We start from the raw sequence: 17669 nt of genomic DNA, 5'->3' as shown, positions 1-17669 counted from the left end.
CCGCCCATGGCGAGGGTCATCACTTCTGCAAGCATGCGGATCATTTCCTGATCTCCTTTCTTGTGTTGATGCCCTGTATTTGCGTTGACGCACGGATTTTTGCGAGTCAGGAATTTTTCCAGACCTGCAAGAATGGCTAACAGATGAGTGAAATCGACTGGCGTCACATGCCGGCGCTGACGGCGCTGCGCGCCTTTGCCGCAACGGCGCGCGAGGGTGGCTTCAGCGCCGCCGCGCGCAAGCTCAACGTCACCCATGCGGCGGTGCAGCAGCAGGTGCGCGCGCTCGAGGCCGAGCTTGGCATCGCGCTGCTGTGGCGCGAGGGCCGGCACGTGCATCTGACGGCCGAGGGCGAGCGGCTGGCCTCGGCGCTGACCGATGGCTTCCTGCTGATCCAGACCGCGGTCGAGGGGCTGCGCGCGGCGCGCACGGAACGGCCGCTGACCGTCACCCTGCCCCCGGCCTTCGCCGCGGAATGGCTGATGCCGCGGCTGGCGAAATTCTGGAAACGGCATCCGGAAATTGCGCTCTCGCTCTTGCCCGAACCGCGCGTCGGCGATCTGCGCGAAATGGGCGCGCATCTGGGCATCCGCTTCGGCAATGGCCGCTGGCCGGGGGTGAATTCCGAATTTCTCACCTCGGCTCCGCAAATCGTGGTCGCCGCACCGGAATTGCTGGGCGGGCGGCAGAAACTCAGCCTGCGTGAAATGTCGATGCTGCCCTGGATCCGCGAAGGCGATTGGCCAGAACAGATGCAATTGCTGGAATCCATCGGGTTGAAACCCGCCGCGCTGAAATTCGTCGACTTCCCGAACGAGGAATTGGCGCTGTCGGCCGCACGCGAAGGCATTGGCCTACACCTCGAAACCGAGGCGCTGATCGAGGAAGACCTGAAAATCGGCTGGCTGATTAAAATCCGCGAGCTGAACGAGGAAAGCCTCGGCTATTATCTGGTCTGGCCACCGGGCCCGTTGAGCCCGGCAGCACAGATTTTCGTCGACTGGCTGAAAGCCGAGGTCTGAGCCTCAGATTGCCAGATCTTCCAGAGACTTGCCGGCCGCCAGCGCTGCCTCGACCCATTTCGGCTTGCGCCCGCGCCCGGTCCAGGTTTCTTCCGCATTTTCGGGATTGGCATATTTCGGTGCCACCGTCTTGCGGGGTTTGGCGCTGCTCAGCTCGGCCAGTTCGGCAAGCGAATAGCCCATCTTGCGCGCGCTTTCCTCAAGCTCGGCCAGCGCCTCGCGCTTTTTGCGATCCTCGTAGGTTTCAATCGCACGGTCGACTTTCGCACGCAGCGTCTTGAGTTCGGCAAGCGTCAGATCGTCGAAACTGATATCCATTCCAGAGCCTCCGGGGTCCGTTTTCCCGAGATAAACACCAAAATGGAGTCGGTTTCAAGTTTTTTGAAAAATCAGCGCGGGCTGCGTTTCGCCAGAATGCGCTGAAGCGTGCGGCGGTGCATATTCAACCGGCGTGCGGTTTCAGAAACGTTGCGGTCGCACAATTCATACACACGCTGGATATGCTCCCAGCGCACGCGATCGGCGCTCATCGGGTTTTCCGGCGGCGGCGGCAGGGCCTCGCCATTCGCCAGAAGCGCGCTGGTGATGTCATTCGCATCGGCGGGCTTCGACAGGTAGTCGGTCGCCCCCATCTTCACCGCGGCCACCGCTGTCGCGATCGCGCCATAGCCGGTCAGAACCACGATCCGCGCATCGGGGCGCTTCTCGCGCAGCGCCTCGACCACCTCGAGCCCGTTGCCATCCTCAAGCCGCAGGTCGATGACCGCATAGGCGGGCGGGCGGCCCTGCACGATCGCCTTGCCGGCGGCGACGGTCTCGGCGGTCTCGGTCTCGAAGCCGCGCTTTTCCATCGCCCGGGCGAGACGGGTGAGGAAGGGCACGTCGTCATCGACCAGAAGCAGCGTCCGGTCCGCCCCCAGTTCCGCGAAATCGTCCTCGGCCATCTTCCGTCCCCCGCATGTTTGCTGAGACGGTTCTAAGGCGTCAGGCGGAACGGGTCAATTTCCGGCTGCGCCGGAAATCCCTTATTTTCCCGCGCCCTTCCACGCATCGACGAAACAGGCGACCGAGTCGGCCATCTGTTCGGCGGTGGTGTCCCGGTTGTAGAATTCCACAAAGCCGATCTCGGGGAAGACCAGATAGGTCTGCGTCGAGTGGTCGATCAGCGTGTAGGGGTCGCCCGGATTCTGCACCTTGAAATAGGTGCGATAGGCGCGCGAGGCCGCCGCCACCTGCTCTTTCGAGCCCGTGAGCCCGATCATCTTCGGGCTCATGATATCGGTGAATTCGCGCAGCAGTTCGGGCGTGTCGCGGTCGGTGTCGACCGAGATGAACACCGGCGTCACGTCATAGCCGCGCCCGTCGAGGATATCCGTCGCCTCGGCATTGCGCGAATTGTCCATCGGGCAGACATCGGGGCAATAGGTATAGCCGAAGTAGAGCAGGCTCGGCTTGGTGAAGACGTCCTTGTCGGTGACGGTCTTGCCGTTCTCGTCGACCAGGGTGAAGGGCCCGCCGATCTTCGCGGTGCCGCCGACGACACTCTTGCGGCATTGCACGAACATATCGGCATCTCCGCCGCGGGTGGCAAGCCAGGTGGCGCCCAGTCCGGCGACCACGAGGACGGCGGCGGCGATGGCGGCGGCTTTCGGGGTGATCTTCATCGTCGGTCCTTCCGGTGGGCTGTGCATTGATCGCAGGGCGGGACGCTACTATCAAGGTTCGCGACGGAAAATGTGACAACAGGACCCATCAATTGCGGGTCCGGATCGGAGCAGAGATGGCGGAACGGCCCGAACCCGGACTGCGCCTGGCCGAAAGCCATCAGGACTGGGTCCGCCTGCGCACGCTGATCTTCCTGCGCTGGACGGCGATCGCAGGGCAGCTTGGCGCGCTGCTGGTCGCCCTTTACTGGTTCGACATCGCGCTTGATCTGCCGCTGTGCCTGGCCACCATCGGCGCCGCGGTCGCGGCAAACCTGGTGGCGATCCGGCTGTTCCCGGAAAGCCGGCGGCTGAGCCAGGCCGAGGTGACGGCGACGCTGCTCTTCGACACCGCCCAGCTCGCGCTGCTGCTCGCCCTCACCGGCGGGCTGAACAACCCCTTCGCGCTGCTGATCCTGGTGCCTGCGACGATCGCCGCCACCGCGCTCGAGCTGCGCCCGACGCTGCTTCTGGGCACCGCGACGATCGCGATGATCTCCTTCGTGGCACTGTTCAACCTGCCGCTGACGACCAGGGACGGGATCGAGCTGGCGATGCCGCCGGTGATCGAATTCGGCACCTGGGTCGCGATCGTGGTCGGGGTGATCTTCCTCGGCGGCTATGCCCACCGCATCGCCGGCGAGATCCATTCGATGGGCGATGCGCTGCTGGCGACACAGCTGGCGCTGGCCCGCGAGCAGAAGCTGACCGACCTCGGCGGCGTGGTGGCGGCGGCGGCGCATGAGCTCGGCACGCCGCTCGCGACGATCAAGCTGGTGTCCTCGGAGCTTGCCGACGAGCTTGATGACCGGCCCGAGCTGTACGAGGACGCGCTGCTGATCCGCGAGCAGGCCGACCGCTGCCGCGACATCCTGCGCTCGATGGGCCGCGCCGGAAAGGATGACCTGCATCTGCGCTCGGCACCGCTGCTTGCCGTGCTGCGCGAGGCGGCCGAGCCGCATCTCGACCGTGGCAAGGAGATCCGCTTCGAGGCCACCCCGGCCCCCGGCGGGTCCGACCGGCAGCCGACGATCTACCGCTATCCCGAGCTCATCCACGCGCTGCGCAACCTGGTGCAGAACGCCGTCGACTTCGCGCAGAGCACGGTCTGGGTCGACGCCGAATGGACCGGCCAGCAGATCACCGTGCGCATCACCGACGATGGCCGCGGCTATGCGCCGGGGGTGATCGGCCGGATCGGCGACCCGTTCCTGCACAGCCGCCCGACCGAACGCGGCACCCGCCCGGAATACGAGGGCATGGGTCTTGGCCTGTTCATCGCCAAGACCCTGCTCGAGCGCACCGGCGCCCGGTTGCGATTCGCCAATGGCTCGGAACCCGCGGGCGAGGACGGCGCCACGCCGCGCCGTTCGGGCGCGGTCGTCGAGGTGCGCTGGCCCGCGGCGCGCCTTCTTGCCCCCGAAACCGGCCCTCTGGGCGAAAATGTCCCGATCACGGCATAACCCCAGGGCGAAAACTCTCGCGCAATACACGCTTAACGTGTAATTAGCCAATCTGCCCGGAGGATTCCCTCGAAGGGCGGAAAGGATATGGGCGATGCAGGGCGGATGGCTCGAGGCCGTGATCATCGTGACCACCTCGATCGGTGCGGCGATGCTGGCGCTGCTGCTGCTGTCGCATCTCGCGCCGCGCCGCGCCCCTGCCCGCCCGAGCGCCGCCGCGCATCCGGTTCTCGAACCCGCGGTGTTCCTCTTCGACGATCATCACCTTGTCGATGCCACCGGCCCCGCCCGCAGCCTGATCGCCGCGACCCGCGCCAGCGGCAGCGACTGGGACCGGCTCTGCGCCTTCCTCGCGCCGCGGTTCGAGGGCTTTTCCCGCGCCATGGGCGCACTGGCCGAACAGGGCCGGATCGAGCTGACCTCGGTGCCCGATCCGGAGCGCCGCCCACCGCTGCGGCTGCTGGCCGAGCATCTCGGCGGCCTGGCCCGCATCACCCTGATCGACCCGGCGGCCGAGGGCAGCGGCGTGCTGGTCGACGGGCTGTCGCAGCGCGCCCTCGAGGACGAGCTCTCCCTGCTGCGCCAGGCCTTCGACTCGCTGCCCGCCCCGGTCTGGCGCGAAGATGCGCAGGGCGGCATCTGCTGGGCGAACCGCGCCTATCTGCTGCTGTCCGAGGCCTTCGGTGACAGCGAGGAGTGCCTCGTCTGGCCGCTGCCGCGGCTGTTCCCGCATGAGGAGGCGCCGCATCCGACGCCGCGCCGGCTGCGTCTGGCCCGGCAAAGCGGCCCGGTCTGGTTCGACTGCCACAGCTTCGCGCTGACCGACGGCACGCTGCATTACGCCCAGCCCGCCGATGCCGCCGTGCGTGCCGAGACCGCACTGCGCGATTTCGTGCAGACCCTGACGAAGACCTTCGCCGGCCTGCCGATCGGCCTTGCGATCTTCGACCGCGAGCGCCGGCTGCAGCTGTTCAACCCGGCGCTGATCGACCTGACCCAGCTCAGCCCCGATTTCCTCTCGGCCCGGCCGACGCTCTATGCCCTGCTCGACCGGCTGCGCGAGTCGCGGATGATGCCCGAACCGAAGGACTATCGCAGCTGGCGGCTGCAGATGACGGCGCTGGAAAAGGCCGCCGCCGCGGGCTTTCACACCGAGACCTGGAGCCTGCCGGGCGGGCAGACCTATCGCGTCACCGGCCGCCCCCACCCCGATGGGGCCGTCGCCTTCCTGTTCGAGGACATCACCGCCGAGATCTCGCTGTCCCGCCGCTTCCGCGCCGAGTTGGAACTGAGCCAGGAGGTGCTCGACCTGATGCCCGAAGCCGTCGCGGTCTTCCGCGCCTCGGGCGAACTTGCGCTGTCGAACCGGACCTATGACCGGCTGTGGCAGGTGGAGCCCGGCACCACGCTGGGCCGCGTCACCATCCTCGATGCAACCCGGCGCTGGCAGGAGGTTTGCGGCGCAAGCATGCTCTGGCCGCAGGCGCGCGCCTTCTGCCTGCGCTCGGCGGAACGGCTGACGATCGAGGGCGAGGTGCCCCTGCCCGACGGCGCGCCGCTGCACTGCCGCTTCGTGCCGATCCAGGGCGGGGCGATGATGGCCGGCTTCACCCCCGCCCGGGTCCCTGCCGTCGTCCTGCCGCAGCCGAGCATCTGATACGGGTTGCGGCGCGGACCGGGCGCGGTAGAGTGCGCCCATGCCGACCGAGACGCCCCCCCTCTTCACGCTTGCCCTGCCCGATGCCGAGGCCACCGCCCGGCTGGGTGAAACCCTCGCCCCGCTGCTGCATGCGGGCGACGTTCTGCTGCTCGAGGGCCAGATCGGCGCCGGCAAGACGCATTTCGCCCGGGCCCTGATCTCGGCCCGGCTCGCGGCGCTTGGCCGGCACGAGGATATTCCCTCGCCCACCTTCACGCTGGTGCAAAGCTATGATGCCGCGCCCGAGATCTGGCACGCCGACCTCTACCGGCTGACCCATCCCGACGAGGCGATCGAGCTCGGCCTTGAAGAGGCGTTCGAGAGCGCGATCTGCCTTGTCGAGTGGCCCGACCGGCTGGGCGATCTGACCCCTGCGGGTGCCCTCACCCTGCGCTTTTCGCTGCGCGCGGGCGGCGCGGCGCGCGCAGTCGAGATCGCGGGCGATGCCGGCTGGCGCACCCGCCTGCAGCCGTTGGAAAGCTGGCCCGATGCCTGAGACACTCAATGCCTTCCTCGCCGCGGCCGGCTGGGCCGATGCCAGCCGCCGCCCGCTGGCGGGCGATGCCTCGGCCCGCCGCTATGAACGCCTGGCGCGCCCCACGGGCGCCCGCGCGGTGCTGATGATCTCGCCCTCGCCCGGTGAGATCGCCCGCTTTTCCCGCATCGGCCGCTGGCTGCGCGCGGCGGGCTTTTCCGCCCCCGAGATCTTCGCCGAGGACGCGGCGGCGGGGTTGATGCTGCTCGAGGATCTGGGCGATGACCTGCTGTCGCGGCTGCTGCACGACGACCCGGCGCGCGAGGGCGAGATCTATGGCTTCGTCACCGACTTCCTGCTCGACCTGCACCGCCTGCCCGCGCCGGAGTTCGTCGCGCCCCTCGACGGGCCGGCGCTGGCCGAGCTGGTCGAGCTGACCGTCGAACACTATCCGACCCTGTCGCGGACCGCCGCCGAGGCGGTGCCCGGCGCGATCACGGCGCTTTACGCCGGGCTTGTCCCCGTGGCCCCGGTGCTGTGCCTGCGCGATTTCCATGCCGAGAATGCGCTCTGGCTGCCCGAGCGCAGAGGCACGGCGCGGCTTGGCCTGCTCGACTTCCAGGATGCCGTTGCCGCGCACCCGGCCTATGACCTCGTCTCGGCACTGCAGGACGTGCGCCGCGCCGTCTCGCCCGCAGTCGAGGCACGCGAAAGGGCCCGCTATGCGGCGGCGCGCGGGCTCGATCCGGCCGATTTCGACAGGGCCTGCGCCCTTCTCGGCGCACAGCGGGCACTGCGCATCCAGGGCGTCTTCGCCCGCCTCGCGAAGCTTTACGGCAAGCCGCATTACCTCGATCTGATGCCGCGCAACTGGGCGAACCTGATGCACAACCTCGCCCATCCGGCGCTCGCCGATCTGGCGGCGACGGTCACCGCGGCCTTCCCCGCCCCCGATGCCGCGCTCATCGCCCGGCTGAAGCAGGAGGCCGCATGAGCCCCGACGCGCTGATGCTGTTTGCCGCGGGCTTCGGCACCCGGATGGGAGAGCTGACCCGCAGCCGGCCGAAGCCGCTGGTCGAGGTGGCCGGACGGCCGCTTCTCGACCACGCGCTCGACATCGCGCGCGCGGCGGGCGTCGCCCGGATCGTCGCAAACACGCATTACCTTGGCGAACAGGTCGCGGCACATCTTGCCGGCAGCGGGGTGCGGATCTCGGACGAGAGCGAGCGCATCCTCGAGACCGGCGGCGGGCTGCGCAAGGCGCTGCCGCTGCTTGGCCCCGGCCCCGTCTTCACCCTGAACACCGACGCGATCTGGACCGGGCCGAACCCGCTCGCCACACTGCGCGCCGGATGGGACCCCGCCCGGATGGGCGCGCTGCTTGCCCTCGTGCCGGTCGAACGCGCCACCGGCCACAACGGCACGGGCGATTTCTCGCTGGCCCCCGATGGCTGCATCCAGCGCGGGCCGGGCTATGTCTACACCGGCGCCCAGATCCTCGATCCGGCCGGAATAGAGACGATTTCGGACGAGGTCTTCTCGCTCAACCGGCTCTGGGACCGGATGCTGGCCGAGGGCCGCGTCTTCGGCGTGGTGCATCCGGGCGGCTGGTGCGACGTCGGTCGGCCCGAAAGCATTCCGCTCGCCGAGGCGATGCTGGGCGCCCGCCATGGCTGAGGCGCCGCTCTTCGCCCTGCCGCCGGGCGTCGATTTCGCGCGCGAGCTTGTCACCGGCCTGATCGCGCGACTGCAGGCCGAACCGCCCGAGGCGATGGCACGGCTGCGGCTGTACCTGAACTCGGGCCGGATGATGCGCCGCGTGCGCGAGGAATTCGACCGCGCCGGCGCCCGCTTCCTGCCCCGCCTCGCGCTGATCTCCGACCTGCGGCGCGAGCCCGTTGCCGGCATCCCGGCCAATGTCTCGCCGCTGCGCCGGCGGCTGGAACTCGCTCAGCTGGTGGCGGGTCTGGTCTCACGCCTGCCCGCTTTCGAGGCCGGTGCGGGTCTGTTCAGCCTGACCGACAGCCTTGCCACGCTGATGTCCGAGATGCAGGGCGAAGGCGTGCCGCCCGAGGCGCTCGAGGCGCTCGACATCCGCGACAGCCATGCCGAGCACTGGCAGTTCAGCCTCGAGTTCATCCGCATCGTCGCCCGCTTCTTCGAGGAAGACAGCGCCCCCGACATCGAGGCCCGCCAGCGCCGCATCGTCGAGGCGCTGGCCGCGCGCTGGCGCGACGCGCCCACGGACGAGCGGATCGTCGTTGCCGGTTCGACCGGCTCGCACGGGGCGACGGCGCTCTTCATCGAGGCGGTGGCGGCGCTGCCGAACGGGCTGATCGTGCTGCCGGGCTTCGATTTCCAGATGCCTGAACCGGCCTGGAACAGTCTCTGTTCCGGCAAGATGCCGATCGAGGATCATCCGCAATTCCGCTTCCGCGCGCTGCTCGACCGGCTTCACCGCAGCCCGGCCGAGGTGCAGCGCTGGACCGATGCCGAACCCGACACCGGCCATCGCAATGCGCTTGTCTCGCTCGCGCTGCGGCCGGCGCCGGTCACAGACCAATGGCTGAACGAGGGCGCGCAGCTCGGTGACCTGCGCCCCGCCTGCGAGGGGCTCTCGCTGATCGAGGCGCCCGATCCGCGGCACGAGGCGCTGGCGCTTGCACTGATCCTGCGCGAAGCGGCGGAGCGGGGCGAGCCCGCCACGCTGATCACCCCGAACCGGATGCTGACCCGCCGCGTCGCCGCCACGCTCGACCGCTGGGGCATCCTGCCCGATGACAGCGCCGGCGCGCCGCTGCACCTGTCGGCCCCCGGCCGTCTGCTGCGCCATGTCGCGCGGTTGCGCGGCCGCACGCTGATGATCGAACCGCTTCTGGTGCTGCTCAAGCATCCGCTGACCGGCGCCGGCGCCACGATGCGCGGCCATCACCTGCGCTTCACCCGCGAGCTTGAACTCTGGCTGCGCCGTCATGGCCCGGCCTTCCCCGATGCCGCGGCGCTGACCCGCTGGGCCGGGGGGGATGCGGCGAAACAGGCCTGGGCCGACTGGCTGGCCGCCCTTCTGCCGCGCTTCGAGGACGCCCCGGTTCAGCCGCTTTCGGCCTGCATCGAGACGCATCTGGCGCTGGTGGCCACGCTGGCCGCCGGCCCCGACGGCTCGCCCGAGGCCAGCGGTTTCTGGCAGCTGGACGCCGGGCAGGAATGCCTGCGGGTCTTCACCGAGCTTGCCGCCGAGGCCGAACACGGCGGCAGCTATGGCCCCGCCGATTACGCCGATCTGGTCGACACGCTCTTGCGCGCGGGGCAGGTGCGCAACCCGCTGACCGTGCATCCTGGCATCACCTTCCTCGGCGCGCTCGAGGCCCGCGTACAGGGCGCGGGGCTTGTGCTTCTGGGCGGGCTGAACGAGGGCAGCTGGCCCGAGGCGCCGGCCCCCGACCCCTGGCTGAGCCGCAAGATGCGGCTCGATGCCGGCCTGCCACTGCCCGAACGCCAGATCGGCCTGTCGGCGCATGACTTCCAGCAGGCGATCGGCGCACGGCAGGTGGTGCTGTCGCGCTCGCGCCGCGATGCCGATGCGGAAACCGTGCCCTCGCGCTGGCTGAACCGGCTGACGAACCTGCTCGGCGGCCTGACTGGCGGGCATGGCCCCGAGGCGCTGGCGGCGATGCGGGCACGCGGCAGCGCCTGGCTGCAACTCGCCGAGGCCGCCGAGGCGCCGCGGCTGAGCCTGCCGCCCGCCCCCCGCCCCGCGCCCCGTCCGCCCGCCGAGGTCCGCCCGCGCGAGCTGCCGGTGACCGCGATCAAGACCCTGATCCGCGACCCTTACGCGGTTTACGCCGGGCGCATCCTGCGCCTGCGCCCGCTCGATCCGCTGCGGCCCGAACCCGATCCGCGGCTGCGCGGTCAGGTGCTGCACCTGATCGTCGAACGCTTCCTGAAGACCCGGCCCGAGGTCGAAAGCCTTGACGCAGCCGAGGCCCGGCTCCTTGCCATCGCCGAAGACGTGCTTGCGACCGAGATCCCCTGGCCAAGCGCACAAAGGCTCTGGCTCGCCCGGATCCGCCGCATCGCCCGCCGCCTGGTCGAGGACGAGGCCCGCCGTCAGGCCGAGGGCACGCCCGTGGTGATCGAGACTCGCGGCACCCAGGCCCTGCCCGCGCTCGGCTTCACCCTGACCGCGAAACCCGACCGCATCGACATCCGCACCGACGGGCGCGCGCATCTGTTCGACTACAAATCCGGCCTGCCGCCCTCGGACAAGGAAGTGCGCTATTACGACAAGCAATTGCTGCTGGAAGCCGCGATGATCGAGCGCGGCGCCTTCACCGCGCTTGGCCCGCGCGAGGTGGCGGCGATGACCTATATTCGCCTTGGCGGCGAGGGTGAGACCCGCGACCTGGCCATCCCGCGCGAGGAGGTCGCCGAGAGCTGGGAGAAATTCACCCGGCTGATCGCGCGCTATCTCGACCCGAAGACCGGCTATACCGCGCGCCGCGCGCTGCGCTCGACCCGCGATGTCAGCGATTACGACCAGCTCTCGCGCTTTGGAGAATGGCAGCTGAGCGACCGGGCCGAACCGGAGGATCTGGCATGAACAGACCCGATCTGGCGACCGAGCGGCAGATCCGCGCCGCCGATCCCGCCGCCTCGACCTGGCTGTCGGCGAATGCCGGCTCGGGCAAGACCAAGGTGCTGACCGACCGCGTGGCGCGGCTGCTTCTGGGCGGGACCGAGCCGCAGAAGGTGCTGTGCCTGACCTATACCAAGGCCGCGGCGAGCGAGATGCAGAACCGGCTGCTGAAGCGGCTCGGGGCCTGGGCGATGCTGGAAGACGGCGCGCTGCGGGGCGAGCTTGACCGGCTGGGCGAGGCGGGGCCGATCACCGACGAGCGTCTGGCGCAGGCGCGTCGCCTCTTCGCGCAGGCGATCGAGACCCCGGGCGGGCTGAAGATCCAGACGATCCATTCCTTCTGCGGTGCGCTTCTGCGCCGCTTCCCGCTCGAGGCGGGGGTGCCGCACGGCTTCACCGAGCTTGACGATCGCAGCGCGGCCGAGCTGCGCGCCGATGTGCTGGAAGAGATCGCGGCGGGACCGGAGCGGGCGGTTCTGGATGACCTTCTCGCCTTCCACACCGGCGAGGATCTGGGCGAGATCATCGACGAGATTCGCAAGAACAGGGTCGCTTTCCAGCACGATCCGGACCGCGCCGCGCTGCTCGAGGGGCTGGGCCTGCCCGCCGGTTTCGGCCCCGACGATCTGCCCGAGATAGCCTTCGACGGCAGCGAGGCGGCCCTGATCGAGGCGGTTCTGCCGGTCTTGCGCGGGCAAAGCGCGACGATGAAGAAGCTGGCCGAGGTGCTGGCCGCGATCGACTGGCGCGACCCGGGGCCCGCGGCACTGCCCCCGCTGTTCGCACAGTTCCTCTACAGCAAGGACGGCCTGCGCATCGCCGAGGCGAAAAGCGCCAGCCTGCTGACCAAGGGCGCAGTCAAGGAACTGGGCGAGGAGCTGACCGACGCCTTCCGCGCCCTGATGGAGCGCGTGGCCGAGGCGCGCGGCGCCGAATTCGCGCTGGCCAATGTCGCGCGCACCCTGGCGCTCCACCGCTTCGCCCGCGTCTTCCTGCCGCGCTATCGGGTGCGCAAGACGCTCGGCGGCTGGCTCGACTTCGACGACCTGATCGACCGCGCAGCACAGCTTCTGTCGCGCGGCTCGGTGGCACAATGGGTGCTGTTCCGTCTCGATGGCGGCATCGACCACATCCTCGTCGACGAGGCGCAGGACACCAGCCCCGGGCAATGGGCGGTGATCGAGCGGCTGGCCGACGAGTTCACCGCCGGCGAGGGCGCCCGGCAGGAAACCCGCACGATCTTTGTCGTAGGCGACCGCAAGCAGTCGATCTATTCCTTCCAGGGCGCCGACCTGCACCGTTTCGAGGCGATGCAGAGCCACTTTTCGGCGAAATTCGCGGCGATCGAGCGGCCCTTGCAGGTGAGCGAGCTGCAGCACTCCTTCCGCTCCTCGCCGGCGATCCTGCGACTGGTCGACCTGACCTTCGCGGGCGAGGCGGCTGGCGGACTGGGCGGTGTGCCCGAGCATATCGCCTTCAAGACCGGCCTGCCCGGCCGCGTCGACCTCTGGCCCGCGATCGAGCAGTCGAAGGACGAGAGCGAGGACGACTGGGAGGCCCCGGTCGATCTGCCCGGTGCCGAGGATGCGCAGGTGGTTCTGGCCCGCACCATCGCCGCCGAGATCGCCGCGATGATCGCGCGCGGTGTGCAGATCCCCGAGGGCGCGGGCGCGCGGCCGGTGCACGAGGGCGACTTCCTGGTGCTGGTGCAGCGCCGCGGCCCGCTCTTTGCCGAGATCATCCGCGCCTGCAAGGCGGCGGGACTTGCCGTCGCCGGCGCCGACCGGCTCAAGCTGGGCGCCGAGCTTGCGGTGAAGGATATCGGCTCTGTTCTGGCCTTTCTGGCCACGCCCGAGGATGACCTGTCGCTCGCCGAGGCGCTGCGCTCGCCGATCTTCGGCTGGAGCGAGCGCGAACTTTACGCGCTCGCCCAGCCCCGCAAGGGCTATCTGTGGCAGGCGCTGCGGCGCGACGGCACTCACCCCGAAACGCTCGACATCCTGCAGGACCTGCTCGATCAGGCCGACTTCCTGCGCCCCTATGACGTGATCGAGCGGCTGCTGAACCGTCACGGCGCGCGCGAGCGGCTGATCGCACGGCTTGGCGTCGAGGCGGAGGATGGCATCGATGAGCTGATCTCGCAGGCGCTGGCCTATGAGAGCACGGAAATCCCCAGCCTCACCGGCTTCCTCGGCTGGCTCGGCGCCGAGGAGATCGAGGTCAAGCGGCAGCTCGAGAACGAGGGCCGCACCGTCCGGGTGATGACCGTGCACGGCGCCAAGGGGCTCGAGGCGCCGATCGTGATCCTGCCCGATACCGCGAAGCCCCGCCCGCCGAATGGGTCGGATGTCTACACCACGCCCGAGGGCACGGCCTATTGGAAGGGGCCCACGGCCGAGATGCCGCCGGTGCTGCGCGACTTGCACGAAGCGGCGATTGCGCGGGCGCGCGAGGAGCGGATGCGGCTTCTGTATGTGGCGCTGACGCGGGCCGAGAAATGGCTGATCGTGGCGGCGGCGGGCGATGTCGGCGAAGGCGAGGACAGCTGGTACACGCTGGTGCAGGCGGGGCTCGAACGGGCCGGAACAGAGCCTGTTTCGGCGCAATCGGTGCAGGCGCAGGCGCTTGGGCCCGTCGCGCGCCTTGCGCATGGCGACTGGCCCCAGCCGGCCGCGCCCGCGGCTGCGGCGCGCTCCGATGCCACCGCCCTGCCGGACTGGATCCGCCGCCGGGCGCCGCGGGGCGAGCGGCCGGCGGCGACGCTCTCGCCCTCGGACCTTGGCGGGGCGAAGGCGCTGCCGGGCGAGACCGACTTCACCACCGAGGAGGAAAGCAAGCGCCGCGGCCGACAGCTGCACCTGCTCCTTGAACACCTGCCCGAGCGGCCGCGAGAGGACTGGCCCGAGGTCGCGCGCGACCTGCTGGCCACCGGACCGGACCGCACCGACGCGACCGAGGCCGAGGCACTTCTGACCCTCGTCACCCCGGTGCTCGACCGGCTGGACGAGATGGGCTTTCTCGGCCCCGACACGCTCGCCGAAGTGGAAATCACCGCGACCCTGCCCGAGCTGGAGAACCAGCGCATCCATGGCACCATCGACCGGCTGCGGGTGACGCCCGATCTGGTCAGCGTGCTCGATTACAAGTCGAACGCGGTGCTGCCGGGCAGCGCCGAGGAGGTGCCGCTTGGCCTTGTCCGCCAGCTCGCCGCCTATCGCGCGGCGCTGCGGCAGATCTATCCCGGGCGGCGCATCGAATGCCTGCTGGTCTGGACCCGTAGCGCCACGCTGACACGGCTTGACGACGCACAGATGGATGCGGCATTGCGCACAGCCCCCGCGTCTTGACGCTTCGGGGGGCGGGGCCTACCTTCCCCGCAACCAGACCCTCAGGAGAACCCCATGACCACTGTTGCCGTCACCGACGCCACTTTCGATCAGGAAGTGCGCAATTCCGACATCCCCGTCGTCGTCGACTTCTGGGCTGAATGGTGCGGCCCGTGCCGCATGATCGGCCCGTCGCTCGAGGAGATCGCGGCCGAGTTCGAAGGCAAGGTGAAGATCGCCAAGGTCAACGTCGACGAGAACCCCGACAGCCCGGCCGTTCTGGGCGTGCGCGGCATCCCGGCGCTGTTCCTGTTCAAGAACGGCCAGGTCGTCTCGAACAAGGTCGGCGCCGCGCCGAAGGCCGCGCTGAAGTCGTGGATCGAATCGGCGCTCTGATCGCCGCCAGACCGGATTGACAAAAAAGGGCGCCTTCGGGCGCCCTTTTTCAGATCGGCCAGCCGTTGCGGCGCAAGGCGGCCAGGATGCGGTCGCCACTGTCGCCCCGCCCGGCGTTGATCGCACGCTGTTGCAGGAACCAGTAGAGATAGCGGCGCACATCGGGCGCGGGCCGCGACGCAAGGGCCGCCTCGATCCCGTCGCGCGGCACGCTCGCCGCGATGTGATGAAAGTCGATCTGCGCGAAAAGCAGCGCGGGCTTTTCCAGGAAATACCCCTCGAAGGCCATCGCGCTGTTCTCGCAGGCGACCATGGTGCAGCCTGCCAGCACCTCGGCCGAACCGCCCTTCTGCACGGTGAGCCGCGGATGGCGTGCGGCCAGCGCCGCGAGCGCTGCGGTCTCGTCGTCGAGATAGATCTCGTTCGGGTGCAGCGTGGCGATGATCGGCCGGTCGGTCCGCGCCAGCAGGGTCTCGAGCATCGCAACCGGGCTCATCGACTGGAAGCTGCGATGATCGAGCAGCCGCCCCTGCAGCGGCACGAAGATATGGCCCCGGTCGGTGGTGTCGCACCCGCCGGGCCAGAGCCTGTTTCTCCAGTTCCGGAAGAAGATGCCCGCCTGCCGCGCATCGACCGTCTCGGGGTCGAAGGCCGTGCGCGCCACCGGCCAGTTCCAGCGCTCCGCCACCGCCTCGATCTGCCAGAAGGCGCCGACATAGCTGCGCCGGCAGGTCAGCGCGCGCTCATGCGTCGGCTCCTCCATGTGGAAAAGCGCATGACCCGGCCGCGCCGGCGCGGCAAGGCGGCTTGCCAGCGTGCTTTCTTCAAGCGCCACCTGCCAGCCCGCGCTCGTCACCGCCGCAATCACCTTGCCGAAGAAGTTGTGCGTGCCGGCCTCGACCCGCCGCAGCGCGGGGGCGTCAAGATACAGGGTCAGGGTCTCGCGGGAACTCATGGCGCGCAGGCTACGCGGGCGGCACGCGCCCGGCAAGGGTTGCAGCGCGACCGAAGCGCCCTCATATCTGGCAGCGCAAACGGAGGGTGACATGGCGGAAGACAAATTCCCCGGCTGGCACGGCACGACGATCATCGGCGTGCGCAAGGGTGGCCGCGTTGTGGTGGCGGGCGACGGGCAGGTCAGCCTTGGCCAGACGGTGATCAAGGGCACGGCGCGCAAGGTGCGTCGTCTCTCGCCCGGCGGGCGCGACGTGGTGGCGGGCTTTGCCGGCTCGACCGCCGATGCCTTCACCTTGCTCGAGCGGCTGGAGAAGAAGCTCGAGGCCGCGCCCGGACAGCTGGCCCGCGCCTGCGTCGAGCTGGCGAAGGACTGGCGCATGGACAAGTATCTGCGCAACCTCGAGGCGATGCTGATCGTCACCGACGGTGCCGATCTTTACGTCATCACCGGCGCGGGCGACGTGCTGGAACCCGAGCATGACATCGCCGCGATCGGTTCGGGCGGCAATTACGCGCTCGCCGCGGCACGGGCACTGATCGACAGCGATCTCGACGCCGAAACGATCGCCCGCAAGGCGATGGCGATCGCGGCCGAGATCTGCGTCTACACGAACGGCAACCTGACGGTGGAGAGCATCGCGAAATGACCGACCTGACCCCGCGCGAGATCGTCTCGGAACTTGATCGTTTCATCATCGGCCAGGGCGACGCCAAGCGCGCCGTCGCCGTCGCCCTGCGCAACCGCTGGCGGCGCAGCCACCTTGCGCCCGAGCTGCGCGAGGAGGTCTATCCGAAGAACATCCTGATGATCGGGCCGACCGGCGTCGGCAAGACCGAGATCTCGCGCCGCCTGGCCAAGCTTGCGAAGGCGCCCTTCCTCAAGGTCGAGGCGACGAAATTCACCGAGGTCGGCTATGTCGGCCGCGATGTCGAGCAGATCATCCGCGACCTGACCGATGTCGCCGTGACCGAGACCCGCGAGCGGATGCGCGAGGAGGTCAAGGCGCGCGCCCACAAGGCCGCCGAGGACCGGGTGATCGAGGCGCTCGCCGGTTCCGACGCGCGCGAGGGCACGCGCGACCTGTTCCGCCAGAAGCTGAAGAAGGGCGAGCTCGACGACAAGGTGATCGAGCTCGAGGTAGCCGATGCCGCCCCGGCGATGCCGATGATGGGCCTGGGCGGTGCGGGCATGGAAACGCAGATGCAGGGTCTGCAGGACCTGTTCAAGGCCTTCGGCGGCGCACGGCGCACCCGGCGCAAGATGACCGTCGCGGAAAGCTATGAGGTGCTGATCCAGGAAGAGGCGGACAAGCTTCTCGATGACGAGGCGGTGAAGACCGCGGCGCTCGAGGCGGTGCAGCAATCGGGCATCGTCTTCATCGACGAGATCGACAAGGTCGCCGCCCGCGCCGAGACCCGCGGCGCCGATGTCTCGCGCGAAGGCGTGCAGCGCGACCTGCTGCCGCTGATCGAGGGCACCACCGTCTCGACGAAATACGGCCCGGTGAAGACCGACCACATCCTGTTCATCGCCTCGGGCGCCTTCCACATCGCCAAGCCCTCGGACCTGCTGCCCGAATTGCAGGGCCGCCTGCCGATCCGGGTCGAGCTGCGGGCGCTGACCGAGGACGATTTCACCCGGATCCTGACCGAGACCGACAACGCCCTGACCCGGCAATACACCGCGCTGATGGCCACCGAGGAGGTCACCGTCAGCTTCACCCCCGAGGGCATCGCGGCGCTCGCCCGCATCGCCGCCGAGGTCAACCGCACGATCGAGAACATCGGCGCGCGGCGTCTCTACACGGTGATGGAGCGGGTGTTCGAGGAGCTGTCCTTCTCGGCCCCCGACCGCGGCGGCGAAAGCGTCGTGGTGGATGCGGCCTTCGTCGAGAAGCATCTGGGCGATCTGTCCCGCTCGACCGATCTGAGCCGCTACGTGTTGTGACGCGCGGCTGGTGAAGCGGGCGGCATCTGCTATCTTGCGCGCAG

15 protein-coding genes are annotated in these 17669 nt (G+C 69.2%); 11 read left to right on the top strand and 4 right to left on the bottom strand.

The genetic code is table 11. The annotated features are described in order from the left end of the window. Nucleotides 1-143: 143 nt before the first annotated feature. Nucleotides 144-1022: a LysR family transcriptional regulator gene (locus AC0QTQ_RS01185; RefSeq protein WP_121530815.1), complete on the top strand. Its 879-nt coding sequence runs from the start codon at nucleotides 144-146 to the stop codon at nucleotides 1020-1022. A 3-nt stretch (nucleotides 1023-1025) separates the two neighbouring features. Here AC0QTQ_RS01185 and AC0QTQ_RS01180 read toward each other — a convergent pair whose 3' ends face one another. From AC0QTQ_RS01180 to AC0QTQ_RS01170, 3 genes are all read right to left on the bottom strand, one after another. Continuing rightward, on the bottom strand, nucleotides 1026-1340 hold the full coding sequence (locus AC0QTQ_RS01180; RefSeq protein ID WP_480257914.1) for an H-NS histone family protein: 315 nt from the start codon (nucleotides 1338-1340) through the stop codon (nucleotides 1026-1028). Between the two features lie 71 nt (nucleotides 1341-1411). Next, complete coding sequence (locus tag AC0QTQ_RS01175; RefSeq protein WP_480257913.1) at nucleotides 1412-1966, bottom strand: ActR/PrrA/RegA family redox response regulator transcription factor; 555 nt, start codon at nucleotides 1964-1966, stop codon at nucleotides 1412-1414. An 81-nt stretch (nucleotides 1967-2047) separates the two neighbouring features. Beyond that, entirely contained in the window at nucleotides 2048-2686 is a 639-nt protein-coding gene (locus AC0QTQ_RS01170) for an SCO family protein (protein ID WP_480257912.1), read from the bottom strand. A 116-nt stretch (nucleotides 2687-2802) separates the two neighbouring features. On the opposite strand from AC0QTQ_RS01170, the gene regB reads away from it, so the two are divergent. From regB to trxA, 8 genes are all read left to right on the top strand, one after another. Next, the gene (gene regB / locus AC0QTQ_RS01165; RefSeq protein WP_480257911.1) at nucleotides 2803-4188 is read left to right on the top strand and encodes a sensor histidine kinase RegB; all 1386 of its coding nucleotides are present in this window, start codon (nucleotides 2803-2805) and stop codon (nucleotides 4186-4188) included. A gap of 94 nt (nucleotides 4189-4282) precedes the next feature. Next, entirely contained in the window at nucleotides 4283-5845 is a 1563-nt protein-coding gene (locus AC0QTQ_RS01160; RefSeq protein ID WP_480257910.1) for a PAS-domain containing protein, read from the top strand. Nucleotides 5846-5885: 40 nt separating this feature from the next. Further along, nucleotides 5886-6383 carry a tRNA (adenosine(37)-N6)-threonylcarbamoyltransferase complex ATPase subunit type 1 TsaE gene (gene tsaE, locus AC0QTQ_RS01155; protein ID WP_480257909.1) on the top strand — a complete coding sequence of 166 codons (498 nt, stop codon included), beginning with the start codon at nucleotides 5886-5888 and terminating at the stop codon, nucleotides 6381-6383. Continuing rightward, the gene (locus AC0QTQ_RS01150; protein WP_480257908.1) at nucleotides 6376-7356 is read left to right on the top strand and encodes an aminoglycoside phosphotransferase family protein; all 981 of its coding nucleotides are present in this window, start codon (nucleotides 6376-6378) and stop codon (nucleotides 7354-7356) included. The genes tsaE and AC0QTQ_RS01150 overlap by 8 nt, the downstream gene beginning before the upstream one ends. After that, a complete protein-coding gene (locus AC0QTQ_RS01145; RefSeq protein WP_480257907.1) occupies nucleotides 7353-8039 on the top strand; it encodes a nucleotidyltransferase family protein in 687 nt (228 codons plus the stop codon). Before AC0QTQ_RS01150 ends, AC0QTQ_RS01145 begins: the two co-directional genes overlap by 4 nt. Further along, entirely contained in the window at nucleotides 8032-10962 is a 2931-nt protein-coding gene (gene addB / locus AC0QTQ_RS01140; RefSeq protein WP_480257906.1) for a double-strand break repair protein AddB, read from the top strand. The genes AC0QTQ_RS01145 and addB overlap by 8 nt, the downstream gene beginning before the upstream one ends. Next, nucleotides 10959-14345 carry a double-strand break repair helicase AddA gene (addA, locus tag AC0QTQ_RS01135; RefSeq protein ID WP_480257905.1) on the top strand — a complete coding sequence of 1129 codons (3387 nt, stop codon included), beginning with the start codon at nucleotides 10959-10961 and terminating at the stop codon, nucleotides 14343-14345. The genes addB and addA overlap by 4 nt, the downstream gene beginning before the upstream one ends. A 54-nt stretch (nucleotides 14346-14399) precedes the next feature. Continuing rightward, nucleotides 14400-14720: a thioredoxin gene (gene trxA / locus AC0QTQ_RS01130; RefSeq protein WP_121530835.1), complete on the top strand. Its 321-nt coding sequence runs from the start codon at nucleotides 14400-14402 to the stop codon at nucleotides 14718-14720. Between the two features lie 49 nt (nucleotides 14721-14769). On the opposite strand, the gene AC0QTQ_RS01125 is transcribed toward trxA, so the two are convergent. Further along, entirely contained in the window at nucleotides 14770-15675 is a 906-nt protein-coding gene (locus AC0QTQ_RS01125; protein WP_480257904.1) for a hypothetical protein, read from the bottom strand. Between the two features lie 91 nt (nucleotides 15676-15766). Here AC0QTQ_RS01125 and hslV point away from each other — a divergent pair, with 91 nt between their 5' ends. Together hslV and hslU are read left to right on the top strand one after the other, a co-directional pair. Further along, a complete protein-coding gene (gene hslV, locus AC0QTQ_RS01120; protein ID WP_121530839.1) occupies nucleotides 15767-16324 on the top strand; it encodes an ATP-dependent protease subunit HslV in 558 nt (185 codons plus the stop codon). Further along, complete coding sequence (gene hslU / locus AC0QTQ_RS01115; RefSeq protein ID WP_480257903.1) at nucleotides 16321-17625, top strand: ATP-dependent protease ATPase subunit HslU; 1305 nt, start codon at nucleotides 16321-16323, stop codon at nucleotides 17623-17625. Before hslV ends, hslU begins: the two co-directional genes overlap by 4 nt. The last annotated feature ends 44 nt before the right edge of the window (nucleotides 17626-17669 follow it).

This window comes from Paenirhodobacter sp. YD-8 (genome assembly GCF_056590935.1).
This window is presented reverse-complemented; position numbering and strand designations above follow the sequence as displayed.

Excerpts from the sequence above, each read along its gene's own strand:
- AC0QTQ_RS01185 (WP_121530815.1), top strand. The coding sequence starts at position 144 with ATGAGTGAAATCGACTGGCGTCACATGCCGGCGCTGACGGCGCTGCGC.
- AC0QTQ_RS01180 (WP_480257914.1), bottom strand. The coding sequence starts at position 1,340 with ATGGATATCAGTTTCGACGATCTGACGCTTGCCGAACTCAAGACGCTG.
- AC0QTQ_RS01175 (WP_480257913.1), bottom strand. The coding sequence starts at position 1,966 with ATGGCCGAGGACGATTTCGCGGAACTGGGGGCGGACCGGACGCTGCTT.
- AC0QTQ_RS01170 (WP_480257912.1), bottom strand. The coding sequence starts at position 2,686 with ATGAAGATCACCCCGAAAGCCGCCGCCATCGCCGCCGCCGTCCTCGTG.
- regB (WP_480257911.1), top strand. The coding sequence starts at position 2,803 with ATGGCGGAACGGCCCGAACCCGGACTGCGCCTGGCCGAAAGCCATCAG.
- AC0QTQ_RS01160 (WP_480257910.1), top strand. The coding sequence starts at position 4,283 with ATGCAGGGCGGATGGCTCGAGGCCGTGATCATCGTGACCACCTCGATC.
- tsaE (WP_480257909.1), top strand. The coding sequence starts at position 5,886 with ATGCCGACCGAGACGCCCCCCCTCTTCACGCTTGCCCTGCCCGATGCC.
- AC0QTQ_RS01150 (WP_480257908.1), top strand. The coding sequence starts at position 6,376 with ATGCCTGAGACACTCAATGCCTTCCTCGCCGCGGCCGGCTGGGCCGAT.
- AC0QTQ_RS01145 (WP_480257907.1), top strand. The coding sequence starts at position 7,353 with ATGAGCCCCGACGCGCTGATGCTGTTTGCCGCGGGCTTCGGCACCCGG.
- addB (WP_480257906.1), top strand. The coding sequence starts at position 8,032 with ATGGCTGAGGCGCCGCTCTTCGCCCTGCCGCCGGGCGTCGATTTCGCG.
- addA (WP_480257905.1), top strand. The coding sequence starts at position 10,959 with ATGAACAGACCCGATCTGGCGACCGAGCGGCAGATCCGCGCCGCCGAT.
- trxA (WP_121530835.1), top strand. The coding sequence starts at position 14,400 with ATGACCACTGTTGCCGTCACCGACGCCACTTTCGATCAGGAAGTGCGC.
- AC0QTQ_RS01125 (WP_480257904.1), bottom strand. The coding sequence starts at position 15,675 with ATGAGTTCCCGCGAGACCCTGACCCTGTATCTTGACGCCCCCGCGCTG.
- hslV (WP_121530839.1), top strand. The coding sequence starts at position 15,767 with ATGGCGGAAGACAAATTCCCCGGCTGGCACGGCACGACGATCATCGGC.
- hslU (WP_480257903.1), top strand. The coding sequence starts at position 16,321 with ATGACCGACCTGACCCCGCGCGAGATCGTCTCGGAACTTGATCGTTTC.